The sequence below is a fragment of the Neobacillus citreus genome, assembly GCF_018343545.2.
GTDB lineage: Bacteria > Bacillota > Bacilli > Bacillales > Cytobacillaceae > Neobacillus > Neobacillus citreus.
On sequence record NZ_JAGYPE020000002.1, the window covers coordinates 16,466 to 30,346 of the forward strand.

Annotated in this window: 13 protein-coding genes, 1 pseudogene and 1 riboswitch; of the genes and pseudogenes, 11 read left to right on the plus strand and 3 right to left on the minus strand. The window is 41.9% G+C overall.

Features of this window, described 5'->3' with window-relative positions; all coding sequences use genetic code 11:
* Positions 1-17: 17 nt before the first annotated feature.
* From KHB02_RS01730 to map, 7 genes are all read left to right on the plus strand, one after another.
* Positions 18-1,124, plus strand: coding sequence for an iron-containing alcohol dehydrogenase family protein (locus tag KHB02_RS01730; RefSeq protein ID WP_213145353.1), 1,107 nt, complete (start codon positions 18-20; stop codon positions 1,122-1,124).
* Between the two features lie 25 nt (positions 1,125-1,149).
* Positions 1,150-2,142, plus strand: coding sequence for an ABC transporter substrate-binding protein (locus KHB02_RS01735; RefSeq protein WP_213145354.1), 993 nt, complete (start codon positions 1,150-1,152; stop codon positions 2,140-2,142).
* 221 nt (positions 2,143-2,363) lie between these two features.
* A complete protein-coding gene (locus tag KHB02_RS01740) occupies positions 2,364-3,161 on the plus strand; it encodes an ABC transporter permease (RefSeq protein WP_213118934.1) in 798 nt (265 codons plus the stop codon).
* 1 nt (position 3,162) lies between these two features.
* A complete protein-coding gene (locus KHB02_RS01745; RefSeq protein ID WP_213145355.1) occupies positions 3,163-3,990 on the plus strand; it encodes an ABC transporter ATP-binding protein in 828 nt (275 codons plus the stop codon).
* 35 nt (positions 3,991-4,025) lie between these two features.
* A complete protein-coding gene (locus tag KHB02_RS01750) occupies positions 4,026-5,228 on the plus strand; it encodes an aminotransferase-like domain-containing protein (RefSeq protein ID WP_213145356.1) in 1,203 nt (400 codons plus the stop codon).
* A 322-nt stretch (positions 5,229-5,550) separates the two neighbouring features.
* Positions 5,551-6,375: a dienelactone hydrolase family protein gene (locus KHB02_RS01755; RefSeq protein WP_213145357.1), complete on the plus strand. Its 825-nt coding sequence runs from the start codon at positions 5,551-5,553 to the stop codon at positions 6,373-6,375.
* A 129-nt stretch (positions 6,376-6,504) separates the two neighbouring features.
* The gene (map, locus tag KHB02_RS01760; RefSeq protein WP_213145358.1) at positions 6,505-7,245 is read left to right on the plus strand and encodes a type I methionyl aminopeptidase; all 741 of its coding nucleotides are present in this window, start codon (positions 6,505-6,507) and stop codon (positions 7,243-7,245) included.
* 48 nt (positions 7,246-7,293) lie between these two features.
* Here the strand turns inward: map and KHB02_RS29700 are convergent, their stop codons facing one another.
* The gene (locus KHB02_RS29700) at positions 7,294-7,422 is read right to left on the minus strand and encodes a hypothetical protein (RefSeq protein WP_277398144.1); all 129 of its coding nucleotides are present in this window, start codon (positions 7,420-7,422) and stop codon (positions 7,294-7,296) included.
* Positions 7,423-7,635: 213 nt separating this feature from the next.
* On the opposite strand from KHB02_RS29700, the gene KHB02_RS01765 reads away from it, so the two are divergent.
* Positions 7,636-8,940, plus strand: coding sequence for a sensor histidine kinase (locus tag KHB02_RS01765; protein WP_213145359.1), 1,305 nt, complete (start codon positions 7,636-7,638; stop codon positions 8,938-8,940).
* Between the two features lie 37 nt (positions 8,941-8,977).
* On the opposite strand, the gene KHB02_RS01770 is transcribed toward KHB02_RS01765, so the two are convergent.
* On the minus strand, positions 8,978-9,748 hold the full coding sequence (locus KHB02_RS01770; protein ID WP_213145360.1) for a sulfite exporter TauE/SafE family protein: 771 nt from the start codon (positions 9,746-9,748) through the stop codon (positions 8,978-8,980).
* A gap of 201 nt (positions 9,749-9,949) precedes the next feature.
* Positions 9,950-10,837: a 4-hydroxy-tetrahydrodipicolinate synthase gene (dapA, locus tag KHB02_RS01775; RefSeq protein ID WP_213145361.1), complete on the minus strand. Its 888-nt coding sequence runs from the start codon at positions 10,835-10,837 to the stop codon at positions 9,950-9,952.
* A 112-nt stretch (positions 10,838-10,949) separates the two neighbouring features.
* Positions 10,950-11,130: riboswitch (Lysine riboswitch) on the minus strand.
* Between the two features lie 215 nt (positions 11,131-11,345).
* Here dapA and KHB02_RS01780 point away from each other — a divergent pair.
* From KHB02_RS01780 to KHB02_RS01790, 3 genes and pseudogenes are all read left to right on the plus strand, one after another.
* A complete protein-coding gene (locus KHB02_RS01780; RefSeq protein ID WP_213145362.1) occupies positions 11,346-12,278 on the plus strand; it encodes a D-2-hydroxyacid dehydrogenase in 933 nt (310 codons plus the stop codon).
* A 22-nt stretch (positions 12,279-12,300) separates the two neighbouring features.
* Positions 12,301-13,188, plus strand: a complete 888-nt coding sequence (locus KHB02_RS01785) for an NAD(P)-dependent oxidoreductase (protein WP_213145363.1) — start codon at positions 12,301-12,303, stop codon at positions 13,186-13,188.
* Between the two features lie 166 nt (positions 13,189-13,354).
* Positions 13,355-13,881, plus strand: a pseudogene (locus KHB02_RS01790) (NADP-dependent oxidoreductase); the annotation flags it as partial.

Sequence of the window (13,881 nt, forward strand, 5' to 3'; positions counted from 1 at the left end):
AAAAGGGGAAATTGTAAATGAAAGTAATTGTCGGCCCGGGACAATATGTCAGAAACCCTGGGATTCTAGCAGATGCAGGATTATACATAAGAAACTTTGGAACAACCGCTATTCTGATTGGCGGGAATATCAGTCGCCAATTAATTGAGGAACCATTACGACGAAGTTTAGAAGAGCAAGGGATCAAGTTGAAACACTCTCTCTGGTATGGTGGTGAATCCTCCCAATCGAATATTGATAGGTTAGTAGAACAATTAAAACCTGAAACCTTTGATGTTCTGATTGCTACAGGCGGAGGTAAAGCATTGGATACTGTGAAAGCGGTGGCGTATCAATTGGAGAAACCGCTCGTGGCTATTCCAACAATTGCAGCCACTTGTGCTGCGGCAACACCCATCAGCATCATTTACAGTGATGAAGGGGAATTTCTGGAAATCAGCCGCAAAGCCAAAGCACCGGAAATCGTGATTGTCGATTCGAACGTCATCCTAGAAGCACCTGTCCGCTATTTAGTGGCTGGAATCGGTGATACATTGGCCAAATGGTTTGAAACGAAATGCTCGATTAAGAAAGCTGTACCAAACGCCATCAACCAAACAGCTATTGCGATTGCGGGGCAGCTTTATCAAACCTTGCTGAAAACGGGAAAAGCAGCTGTTCAATCAATTCAAGAGCAAACACTGACCAAAGAATTAGAGGACATTATTGATGCCGTCATTTTAGTCAGCGGTAGTGTCAGTGGCTATGGCGGTGATGATTGCCGGACTGCAGCAGCCCATGCGATTTACTCAGGGTTGACCATCTTCCCGGAAATACATGATACTTATCACGGCGAAATTGTCGCTTTTGGTATTTTAGCGCAGCTTTGTATGGAAGGATTAGAAACTGGAGAGGTAAGGTCGTTAATCGAATATTACCAAGAAGTTGATCTGCCATATACGTTGCAGCAAATGGGAATAAAGGAATTAACCGCAGAACAATGGAAACAGCTAGGTGAAATAACTGTGACCATTGAAGATATGGAGAATATGCCATTCGCAGTTACACCGGAAATGGTTGTGACATCTGTTCAAAAAGCAGATGAAATTGGAATAACAATGTTAGCTGCTACAAATCAAAGATAAAGAAAATCTTAGGGGGAATTTAATTATGAAAAAATGGCTAGTTATGCTTTGTTCAATCATGTTAGTACTAGCATTAGCGGCTTGTGGGAAAGACGAAGCTGCAAGCAGTGGCTTAAAGGAAAAGAAATCATCAGAACCGTTAAAGGTAACATTACCTACCTGGACAGGTTATGGTCCATTATTTTTGGCAAAAGAAAAAGGCTTCTTTAAGAAAAATGGCGTCGATGTGGATCTTTCCATCGTTGAAGGCTTGGGAGAGCGTAAGCAGGCATTAGCCAGTGGCAAAATCGACGGCATGGCAACAGCATTAGATGTTCAAGTAACACTTGCTGCAGCTGATATTCCGGTGCAAGTTGTTTGGTTATTGGATGATTCTTACGGCGGGGACGGAATTCTTGTTAAAAACGACATCAAAGATGTAAAAGATTTAAAAGGGAAAAAGGTTGCGTTTGAAGTGGGCTCTACCAGCCATATGCTTGCTTTAACCGCATTGAAGCAAGGCGGCTTAACTGAAAAAGACGTAGAAGTAGTTCAAATGTCTGCAGGTGATGCTGGTGCCGCTTTTGCAGCAGGCAAAGTGGATGCCGCTGTAACTTGGGAGCCATGGTTATCAAAAGGATCTGAAGCAAACGGCAAAGTTTTATTATCAACAAAGGATCTTCCAGGAATTATTGTAGATACCATCAGCTTTAAAGAAGATGTCATTAAAAACCGTCCAGACGATGTAAAAGCATTTGTTAAGGCGATGGGTGAAGCAATGGCTTACTGGAAAGAGCATAAAGATGAAGCAGACGAAATCATGGCAAAAGGATTAAAGATTGATACAAAAGAATTTGTTGCCACCGAATCAGGCTTGAAGTTTTTCACAAAAGAGGATAACACCAAATTATTTGGTTCAGAAAGCAGCAAAGGCTCCATCTATCAATCAACTGAAAATGCCATTAAGTTTTACAAAGAGCAAAACATTATCAAAAAAGAGCCAAAAGCGGAAGATGTGCTTAATCCAAGCTTCCAATAAAGTGAAACTTCCATCAGTGGGGGAATCTTCACCTCCCCACTGATGGTTAGTTGAACCAATCGGACCTTTACGGGCAGTTGATTCCCCACCTATTGTCAGTGGGGGATCTTACTGCCCGTTAAGGCGGGATAAAGGATAAAGTAGAAAGCCTAATATATGAGGCAGGTTCGGTCCTCATATATTAGGCCTTTTTAAGAGATTAAGAGAATTGGGTGAGAAAAATGATTGCAAAATTATTAACGCCGAATAAGGACATACCAAAAAAGCTATATAGTACGGCAGGACTTGTAACGTTTCTTTTATTTTTGTTAGTTTGGTCAGTACTGACCTATGGCGGGATTGTGAACCCGCTGTTTTTGCCGACACCTACTGCCGTGTTGACTACGGGTGTTGATTTATTTGTCAATGGAGACCTGTTGTCTGATATCGGCATCAGTTTTACAAGGGTATTGGTTGGATTTTTGGTTGCGGCCCTAATCGGTATTCCTCTCGGGATTTTGATGGGCTCGCTAAAAATTATGGAGGGAGCTTTTGAACCAATCATCGGATTCATTCGCTATATGCCGGCATCTGCATTCATTCCTTTGTTGATTTTATGGATTGGCCTTGGCGAACCGGAGAAAATGAGTGTCATTTTCTTAGGGACATTTTTTCAGTTGACGCTTATGATCATGGACGTTACCAAAAACGTTCAAAATGATTTAATTGAAGTTTCTTATACATTAGGAGCAAAACGAGGGCAGTTGTTTACAAAAGTTATTCTGCCAGCAGCGTTGCCGGGGATTGTCGATACACTCCGGATTACATTTGGCTGGGCGTGGACTTATTTAGTTGTAGCCGAAATTGTCGGAGCATCAAGCGGTTTAGGCTACATGATTATGCAGGCATCCCGTTTCCTGCAGCCTGATAAAATTATCGTTGGAATCTTAATCATCGGAATTCTCGGCTTGTTAACCGATATGATTTTTAAAGCCGTTTATCGGGCATCGTTTTCATGGATGAGAAAGGATGGGTTGTAATATGGTCATTCAAGCGGTGAAAAACATAATCGAAAACAATGCCCCTCAGGCAAAAACACCCAAGCTTGAAATTAAAGAAGTCGGTAAAATTTTTAAAACAAAGAGCGGTGAAACGACAGCATTGGAGAAGACTTCCTTTTCCGTTAGCGATGGGGAGTTTGTCACTATTTTGGGTCCTTCCGGATGCGGTAAATCAACAGTGTTGAGGATTGTTGCGGGGTTGGAGGAAGCGACCTCTGGACAGGTTCTCATCGATGGACAGGAAGTAAACGGTCCGGGACCAGACCGGGGGATGGTGTTTCAGTCATACACCTTGTACCCTTGGTTGACGGTAAAGGATAATATTTCCTTTGGATTAAAATTAAAAGGGGTTACTCAAAAGGAACGTGACGATGTAGCACGGCATTATCTGCAATTGATTGGCTTGGAAGGGTTTGAAAAACATTATCCAATCCAATTATCAGGCGGGATGAAGCAGCGTGTTGCCATCGCTCGTGCACTAGCCAATGACCCTAAGATTCTTTTGATGGACGAACCGTTTGGTGCTTTAGATGCCCAGACTAGAAATATTATGCAGGAAGTGTTATTAAAAGCGTGGGAGGAATCTAAGAAGACGATTTTGTTCATTACCCACGATGTCGAGGAATCGATCTTCTTGGCCGATTCGGTTTACGTTATGACGGCAAGACCAGGCCGCCTAAAGAAAAAAGTGCCGATTGCTTTGGAGAGACCGAGAGAGTTCAGTGTAAAAGGGTCGGTTGAATTTGCCCAGTATAAAGAGGAATTACTGTCACTCATCAGGGAAGAGAGTTTAAAGGCAATTAACTAATAGATTGAGTTCGTAGTGAAAGGTGTTTGTTTAACGTGAAAATTGATTCTTTTTTTCCTGACAATGTGAAAGCGGCGTTAAAGAACGACCCGCCTGGGGAATGGATGCCTGCATTGCCTAAGAAGTGTATCCGTTTAAGTTCGGGGTATCCTGCGCCTAAACTTGTTCCTTCAGGTGAAATAAAGGCGGCAGCAGCCCGCTTGCTGGATGAGGAACAGGATTTGCCGCTTCATTATTTGGGCACCCCACGGATGGAGAAATTAAAACAGCAAATTCAGAACCGCTTGGCAGAGCGCAACATAAAAGTCCAAGAGGATGAACTGTTAATTACAGCAGGGGCATGTCAGGCAATTGATTTAATTGCACGTGTGCTGCTTGACGAAAATGTGGCTGTTGCCGTTGAAGCGCCAACTTATATGGAAGCTTTGGAGATTTTCCGCAACTACACGAATCAAATTATCAGCATCCCGATTGACGACCAAGGACTTCGGACGAATGAACTCGCTCAGGTCCTTGCTGAAAGAAAAAGTGCAGGGCTGACTTTGCCCCGCCTGCTATACACGATTCCAACCTTTCAAAATCCTACGGGGACGACTTTGAGTGGAGAGCGTCGGAACCACCTATTGGAGCTCGCCGCTGAATACGACTTCCTTATTTTAGAAGACGATGCTTATGGTGAACTTTCTTTCGGAGAAAGCCCAACAACATTAAAAACACTGGATACAGTAGGCCGCGTTTTGCATGTCGGTTCTTTATCCAAAGTCGTTGCCCCGGGTATGCGGGTTGGCTGGATAGTGGGGGAGAGTGAATTTATTACTGCTTTTTCATGGTTTAAAAAGGATTTGGACCACCCATTTGCTCAAGCGACAATGGCTGCCTATTTAGAAAAAGTTGATCTTGATGAAAGGCTTACGGAGTTAAAAACCGTATACCGGAGCAAAAGTGAAAGACTGGCTCAGTATATTAAGAAGTACTTTCCCGAATCGGTTTCTTGGTATGTTCCTCAGGGTGGTTACTTTGTCTGGGTAAAGGTTCCGGGTGTCGATACAGCTGAAATGTTAGAGAAGGCTTTAGCTGCAGGTGTTTCGTATGTGCCTGGAAGGTTCTTTTTTGCAAACCAACAGGAGGGCATCGAGTATCTGCGTTTATCGTTCAGCTACGAGTCTGAAGAGCGAATGGAAGCAGGCGTTCAGATTCTTGGAGAGCTAATTGCTTCTTACTTAAAGAAAACAACCTAAAAATTGTAGGTTGTTTTTTTATATCCAAAATGCGCATTGTTTTTGTTTTCGTCTGTGCCTTCTTCATCAAACCTTTGATTTTAATAGTTGGAATTAGCAGTTGACGAGTAAACGTTAAGAATAGGCGAGTAAATTCAAAATTTCGGCGAGTAAATCAACAAAATAGACGAGTAAACCTCGAAATCATGCTAGTAAAAATCAAGAATAGACGAGTAAATCCTGAAATACCTAAAATTATCCAGATGGGGCGGTTCACTTTATTTAAAAAACAGCTTTATTATGGTAAATTGGGATAGAAAAAATACATAAAAGAGGTGTCGCGATGCCAGTACAATCAGAATGGAGAACATTTACAGGGACAAATGGGGATATTCGTGCCTATTTTGCAGCAATTGAACCTGTTACCGAACCAAGGCCGACGGTTATTGTAATTCAGGAAATGTGGGGTGTTGACGCCCATATTAGAGATGTGGTTGAGCGTTTTGCGGCCGCAGGCTATGTGGTCATTGCACCAGACCTATTTGCAGAAAATGGAGTAAGGCCCGAGGCACTTAGTGAGGAGAAAGTGAAGGACGCCAAACAATTTCTCCATTCTATTCCACATCAAGCGTGGTTTAACCCAGAAATTCGGGACGAGGAAATTTCGAAGCTGCCTACCGAACGGCAAGAAATATTACGTGCAACGTTAACCAAGCTTCTTGGAGTCTTAGATCCAAGCAAATCCGAAAGTTTTGTCAATCTCTTAACAGCGACCGCCGATTATGCTCGAAATAACTATTCCAATACAAAGGGAATGCCGGTCACCTCTGTCGGCTTCTGTTTGGGAGGCGCCCTATCAGCTGCACTTGCCGTTAACGACCCCGAGCATGCCGGTTCCGTTGTGTATTATGGCCGCCCTCCAAAAGAACATATAGACAAAATTCAATGTCCAATTCTTGGCTTTTATGGCGGAAATGATCCGAATATCACGAACTTGATTCCAGCGTTTGAGGAAGAAATGAAGAAGTTGGGCAAATCCTTTGAAGCGATTGTCTATCCGAATGCACCGCACGCATTTTTTAATGATACGAATCCAACTTATAATGCTCGCTATGCACGAGATTCTTTTGCTAAAACACTTACGTTTTTAAACCAGATAAAGTCCTAATAATTTCAAGAAACAGGTACTAGCCAAATCATAGTACCTGTTTTTCACTTGTTTTTTTTGAAAAAGAAAGGCTACAATAGAATTTATAAGTCTTTAGACAAACAAAACTAACATAAGTAGGGGAATTGCATGATTGTTAAAACAGAAGAAGATATCAATGGAATAAAGGAAATTGGTCGGATTGTTGGTGCCATTCGTGATGAATTGGTTGAACGGACAAAGCCTGGTATTACTACGAAAGAGCTTGATGAAATTGCCGGTCAGCTTTTTGAAAAAGAAGGAGCTATATCGGCTCCAAAAGGGGAATACGATTTTCCTGGCTATACTTGCATCAGTGTCAATGAGGAGGTAGCCCACGGAATACCGGGCAATCGGGTCATTAAGGAAGGGGACCTCGTTAATATTGATGTGTCAGCCTCAAAAAATGGTTATTTCGCTGATACGGGCATTTCCATTGTTGTTGGCCAAGGAGACGAAGTGCTTACAAAACTCTGCGAAACGGCACAAGCGGCCTTTGATGCCGGGTTGAAAAAAGCAAAGCCGGGTTCAAAAAAGAGCGGTATTGGGAAAGCTGTTTATCAAACCGCTAAGCAGCATGGCTTCACCGTCATTAAAAACCTGACCGGACATGGAATTGGACGGAGAATTCACGAACGTCCAGACCATATCTATAATTACCATGAGCCATGGGATGATGAGCTTTTAAAAGAAGGAATGGTCATTGCCTTCGAACCGTTTATTTCTACTCATGAGGAAGAAGTTTATGAAAAAGGCGACGGCTGGACCTACATTACGGAAAAAAGCTTTGTCGCTCAAATCGAGCATACGTTGATTCTGACGAAAAATGGGCCGATCATCGTAACTAAATAGTAATGAACGAAAAAAGGATAACCCTTGGAGAAGAGTTATCCTTTTTTCTTATTGATTTTTCTTGTTTTGCCTTGCTGCATTCTTACGCTCTTTTTTACTTAAAGTTGATTCGGAGCCAAATTCGGCATCGTTGCTGCCAGTATGAGGCTGGTTACGATTGTTATTTCGATTTGTCATGGGTTCTCCTTTCATATGTACCTTTGTTAATATGGCAAATTAGCCATTCATATAATGCAATTATTTTTGAAAAAATATTCATTCAATTTTATTGATATACGACTCAGGAGAAATTTTCCTTTAATTACTAGTATGATAAATGATATAATAAATGGGCTGTGTTTTCTCTATTTTAACCTTGGAAATGCACAAAACATGAAGGGGCTGCCTGCAATGGATTTTGTTTATATTAATCACAATGTTTTAGATAATGTGTTTTATATAATAGTCAGTCTGTTAATGTTTTTTGTGTTAGTTGATAACGTCAAAAAATTTAAACAGTATCGAAAAGCCCTTCTGACAGCCTGCATGAGTTTACCTATCATATTTTGTATGAAATTCCCGATTTACATTGACGAGTATTGTGTACATGATTTAAGGCAAATTCCCGTATTTATTGGAACACTTTATGGCGGATGGCCAGTCGGGGCTGTTCTATTGGTGATTATGTTAACATCCCGCTTTGCCATTTACGGAATGAATAGTATTACATTAGTTGTATATATTGTTATATTTGTGGCAACAGCCCTATTTTCAGGAAGATTTAATAGGTTTAATCGAAAAAGTAAATTGATCAGTTCCGTATTGCTGACCATTGTCCTTGAGGTTTTTACGACTTATGTCGCCTTATGGATGTCTGATATTTTCGTTGTGACAGAAGCATACATTTTTTATTTTATTTTTCTGCCTCCTATTCTAATGTTTTTTATGGTATATATCATTGAATTATTGTCTGATGCTATGTATATCCGATCGAAAATAGTTAAGTTTGAAAAAATGGAGGTTGTCAGCCAACTGGCGGCAAGTATTTCACACGAAGTTCGAAATCCTTTAACCGTTGTAAAAGGATTTATGGAATTGCTGAAATCTCCTAATCTATCTCTAGACGAAAAGAAACGCTATATTGAACATATAGAAAGAGAACTTCATAATGCCGAATCGATTATTAGTGATTACCTGGCCTTTGCAAAACCAGCAATCGAAAAAGTAGAACCACTTCTAATCGAACAAGAGATCCGCAATGTCATTGATATCATGAAGCCTTTAGCAAAAATGAGTTCCGTGATTATTACAGATAACCTTGGTCAAGGAACCATTCAAGGGAATAAGAATTATTTCCGCCAATGCTTTTTAAATTTAATAAAAAATGCGATCGAAGCAATGCCAACTGGCGGGGAGCTTCAAATAGTTTCAGCGCTTGAAAAAAATAAGGTCACCGTTAAAATTGTTGATACCGGTGTCGGCATGAGCAAAGAGCAAATAAACCGCTTCGGTGAGCCATACTACAGCAGTAAAACAAAGGGCACAGGATTAGGTTCCATGGTCGCGGTGAAAACCATTCAGACGATGAACGGGAAGCTTGATATTGAGAGTATCTTAAATGTCGGAACGACCATTACCATCACATTACCTGCCTTTATAACAGAATATAAAATGGTTCAGAAGGATAGCCAATTAAAGTTAGAAACCGAATTTTAGCAAAAAAAGAGCTTAAGACGTTTAAGCTCTTTTTTCTTTATAAGCCAATCAGTTTTAACGCGCTAAAAATGATGACCGCTGAGATGACCGTACGAAGGGGCTTTGTTGGTACTTTTGAAGATAAGGTACTCCCTACTAAAACGCCCGGGATCGACCCGATTAACAGGTTCCCTACAAGCATATAATTGACAGTTCCGGCATTCGCGTGAAGGAGTCCGGCAACAGTCACTAATAAAAAGGCATGGGCAATATCGGTGCCAACCAGCTCAGATCCTTTCAAGCGGTAGAGATATAGCATGGCAAGGGCAAATAATGATCCTGATCCAATTGAAGTGAGGCCGACAATAAAGCCGAAACCGGCACCGATTAAAATTGTTAATGTTCGTTTTTCCTCAATCGGCCTTAATTGCCAGCGGTTCGGCCTAATTTTATTATCAAAAAATGTCTTAATTAAAATGGCTGTGGCCACTAGGATAAGGACATAGCCAAGTCCATGTTTGATAATTTGTTCCTGATTGTGGAAATATTTTTCAAAAACCTGAAGGATGAGAATGGCTCCTGTTGCACTTGGGACACTTCCGATTGCAAGATACTTCATGAGTTTAAAGTTAATTGTTTTCTGTCTCCAATGCTGAATGACTCCAAACAGTTTGGTAATGGAGTTGTATACTAGGTCCGTTCCCACCGCAATGGAAGGCTGAATTCCGACCATGATGAGCACTGGGGTTAACAATGCTGCCCCTCCAACCCCTGTTAAACCTACCAATAACCCAACTAATAATCCCATTAATGCAATTCCTATGCTCATGTTGGGGGCCTCCTTCTTTTGTGACTAATTCCGAGTAAATATATGTGAATTATAGAGTTTGGAGAGGGTTTTGTAAACACTTTTCTGAATTTATTAAAGAAATATTTTTGCAGTGAGGATAGAGGGGAAAAGCAGAAATTAAAAAAAGCAGGACAAATCGAACGGGAGCCCGCTCGATTTGTCCTGCTTTCGGGTATCACTCTAAATAACTTCCAGTTCGCTATTCTGCAATAGGACATTCTGAAGTGTTCTGGTTTCCTCTTCGTTTAAAGGAATTAACGGCAAGCGCAGACCGCCGACATTGATCCCTTTCATATTTAGGGATGCTTTTACAGGTGCTGGGCTTGGTGCTGCAAATAAAGCTTTCATAATTGGCAGTAATTCACGGTGTGCATCAGCGGCGCCTGCTAAATCCCCATTTTTAAAGCGTGACACCATATCCTGCATTTCATTCCCGATAATATGAGATGCAACGGAAATCACACCAACGCCGCCAATCGAAAGCACCGGCAAGGTCATTCCATCATCACCGCTGTATAAAGAAAAGTCATCATCAGTTTGTTTAATAATTTCGGCCATGTCATCCAAGTGGCCGCTAGCTTCCTTAACCGCTACAATATTAGGAATCTGAGAAAGGCGGATGACCGTTTCAGCAGATATATTGACGACACTGCGTCCTGGAATATTATAAAGCATTACCGGAAGAGAAGTAGATTCAGCAATCGCTTTAAAATGCTGATACATGCCTTCCTGGGATGGTTTATTATAGTATGGGGCTACGAGCATAATGCCGTCTACAGCGACTTCTTCTGCTAGCTTTGTTAGACTGATTGAGGCTCTTGTGTTGTTTGAGCCAGTCCCTGCAATAACGGGAACTCTCCCGTCCGCAACTTCAACCACAAATTTAAATAAAGCCACTTTTTCCTCAGTTGATAAGGTAGGGGACTCACCGGTTGTTCCGCAAACAACCAACCCGTCAGTACCATTCGCTAATAAATAATTTACTAAATCTCTCGTCGCATTAAAATCAATTTCGCCATCCTGATCAAACGGAGTCACCATTGCTGTTAAAACTTGGCCAAAGTACATAAATTTCACCCTTTTAAAATTATTTTTAAAAAGAGGTAAGGCCAAACGCAAAAAGCAGCTGCGGGAAGGGCCCACTAGCTGCATCAGAAACGTTAATTTTACAAGTTCCCCTGCGTGAGATAGCCCTCCATATAGTTTCCTATATGACAATTCTGTATTTATTCAATAACAGAACCAGCTCCCGGAACAATGAGATCCTCAGAAGCTTCGGCAAATTCCCCTTTCCGCCACCGTCAACGGGTCCCATTACCCTTGGATGGTTTACTGATGGTCTTTGCGCCTCTATCCTCACTTCATAAGGTATGAAGTAAGAAGTATGTAATTAAAATTAATATAACAGAATATTCCTATTTGTTCAAGGGGTTTTTATAAAAAACACTAAAATCGTATATTTATTGATAGTTATATAGCATGGGGAGGGCAGCAGAGATTAACAGCCCTACGATTTTTTTTGAGTTTTTTCCCAATTATCCTTAAAATGGAGTTAATGTTGAAGAGGTGAATTATTGTGAAAATCGAAAATATTTTAATTGTCAGCCCCATGTATCAGGAGCTTCGGGCATACATCCAAAATGCGGGCGTCCAAAAGAATATCCGTTATATCCCGGAGGATGAAGCCACTCAGGAGAATTTGAAATGGGCGGATGCACTTGTATCTTTTAATCTCAAATCGGATTACGATTACAGTCATTTAAAATGGGTGCACTCGCTCGGTGCGGGAGTTGACCGCTTTTTATATAAAAAGACCTGGGACGATCGTGTACTTTTAACAAGGACAGTTTGTACGTTTGGTCAAAGAATCGGAGAGTATTGTTTAAGCTACATATTAAGAGACTTACAATGTCACGAGGAGTTTCGGGAATTACAGCTACAGAAAAAATGGCAGCAACGGACTCCGAAGCTATTAAATGAACTCAAAGTGATGGTCTATGGAACCGGTGAAATTGGGCAGGCTGTCGCCAAGCTTTTGTCTGGTTTCGGAGTGGAGGTTTACGGCGTCTCCCAAAGTGGAAAAGAAAAAGAGTATTTTAAAGAGGCTATGACTGTTGAATCTCATTTTATCATCCTAGGGGAAATGGATTTGATCATCAACACGATGCCGCTGACGGAAGAAACGGCTGGATTTTTTAATAGTCAAGTCTTTCAAAAAGTAACAAATGCCGGTTTTATTAATGTAGGGCGGGGAGCATCGGTGGATGAAGAATCATTGCTGCAAGCTTTGGAAGACGGGCAGGTCCGTTATGCTGTCCTGGATGTGTTTACACAGGAGCCGCTGCCGGAAAATCATCCATTATGGATACATCCTGGCGTACTGATTACCCCTCATATTTCAGCGGTAACGACACCTGGAGAAGGGGCGGCGTGTTTTTTGGATACACTCAGAAACTTGGAAGAAAACAAACCTCTTAACAATAGAGTAGATACCAATAAGGGATATTAGAATAACAGGAGGATGAACGAAAATGACACGAGTAATCGGCTTTATTGGCCTTGGAAATATGGGAGAGCCTATGGTCATGAATTTATTGAAGGCAGGTTTTCAGGTGAAAGTTTACAATCGAACTCCCGAGAAAACAAAGGCAGTTGTTGAAGCTGGCGCCGAGCAAGTGAACAGGCCAGCAGACGCCGCAGCACCTGGCGGAATCGTGATTACGATGGTGGCAAACGATCAGGCAGTGGAAGAACTAGTATTGGGACCAAATGGGTTTGGGGAAGTGCTGGGTCAGGGCGGTATCCATTTATCAATGAGTACGATAGCTCCAGCAACTTCACGTAAATTAGCAGCTTATCATCAGGAGCACGGCAGCCAATATGTCGCCTCTCCTGTTTTTGGCCGTCCGGAAGCAGCGGCAGCTCAAAAATTGAATATTCTTAGCTCAGGGTCCAGTGTGGCGAAAGAGCGGGTAAAATCCATCCAGGAAGCGCTCGGCCAGCGTGTTTTTGATGTTGGGGAGGAGCCTGAAAGTGCCAATGTCATCAAGTTAGGCGGAAATTTTATGATTATGGCAGCAATGGAAGCCATGGCCGAAGCCTTTAATTTAGCTGAGAAAAATGGTATTGACCGGCAGCTGGCTGCTGAAATTTATGCATCAACCTTATTTAATTGTACAGTGTATCAAGGCTATGGCCAGATGATTGCCAACAAGCAGTTTGAACCGGCGGGTTTTCAGCTGGCGCTTGGTCTTAAGGATTGCAACCTAGTTTTGGAGGAAGCAAACTCGACCCAGACACCGATGCCGTTAGCGGGTCTATTACATAACCGCCTGCTCGCCTCAGTGGCCAAAAATCGCGGAAATCAGGATTGGGCTGCACTTGCTAGAATTGCTCTTGAAGAAGCGGGATTGGAATAACTGGGTGCAGCTAAGGATATTGACGAAATAGTAAGAAAAGTAGGATAAATTGAAGGTATACGCGCATTAATTTTGTGTTCTGGCAGGAGAATGGCCGTAAAAGTAGAACATTATAATCAAGCACCTAGAATTGCTTTTTGGAGTAGATAAAACAGGGAGTGGTTAGATGACAAACCTTTTGAACAGAAAAATTTTATTGGCTAGCCGGCCAGTAGGAATGCCAGATGAAAGCAATTTTGAATTTATTGAGGAGAATGTTCCTGAACTTCAGGATGGTGAAGTGCTAATACGGTCACTATATTTGTCTGTTGACCCTTATATGAGAGGCCGGATGTCGGATGCCAAATCTTATGCCAAGCCATATGAAGTAGGTCAGCCATTTAAAGGCGGGGTCGTTGGAAAAGTAATCGAATCGAAAAATTCTCGGTTTGAAGCGGGGCAGTATGTAGATGGCCTTATGGAATGGGCTGAGTATAACGTTTCTGATGGAAGCGGTCTTCGCAGACTTAACCCAGAATTGGCACCTGTGACTACTGCACTGCATGTGCTCGGAATGCCTGGATTAACTGCTTATTTTGGATTGTTATACATAGGGGAGCCGAAGGAAGGGGAAACGGTCGTCGTTTCAGGAGCATCTGGAGCTGTTGGAACAGTTGTAGGTCAAATCGCTAAATTAAAAGGCTGCCGAGTCGT

Bases quoted from the DNA above. Each gene is read 5' to 3' on its own strand.
- KHB02_RS01730 (WP_213145353.1), top strand. From the start codon at position 18: ATGAAAGTAATTGTCGGCCCGGGACAATATGTCAGAAACCCTGGGATT.
- KHB02_RS01735 (WP_213145354.1), top strand. From the start codon at position 1,150: ATGAAAAAATGGCTAGTTATGCTTTGTTCAATCATGTTAGTACTAGCA.
- KHB02_RS01745 (WP_213145355.1), top strand. From the start codon at position 3,163: ATGGTCATTCAAGCGGTGAAAAACATAATCGAAAACAATGCCCCTCAG.
- KHB02_RS01765 (WP_213145359.1), top strand. From the start codon at position 7,636: ATGGATTTTGTTTATATTAATCACAATGTTTTAGATAATGTGTTTTAT.
- map (WP_213145358.1), top strand. From the start codon at position 6,505: ATGATTGTTAAAACAGAAGAAGATATCAATGGAATAAAGGAAATTGGT.
- KHB02_RS01755 (WP_213145357.1), top strand. From the start codon at position 5,551: ATGCCAGTACAATCAGAATGGAGAACATTTACAGGGACAAATGGGGAT.
- KHB02_RS01770 (WP_213145360.1), bottom strand. From the start codon at position 9,748: ATGAGCATAGGAATTGCATTAATGGGATTATTAGTTGGGTTATTGGTA.
- KHB02_RS29700 (WP_277398144.1), bottom strand. From the start codon at position 7,422: ATGACAAATCGAAATAACAATCGTAACCAGCCTCATACTGGCAGCAAC.
- KHB02_RS01785 (WP_213145363.1), top strand. From the start codon at position 12,301: ATGACACGAGTAATCGGCTTTATTGGCCTTGGAAATATGGGAGAGCCT.
- KHB02_RS01740 (WP_213118934.1), top strand. From the start codon at position 2,364: ATGATTGCAAAATTATTAACGCCGAATAAGGACATACCAAAAAAGCTA.
- dapA (WP_213145361.1), bottom strand. From the start codon at position 10,837: ATGTACTTTGGCCAAGTTTTAACAGCAATGGTGACTCCGTTTGATCAG.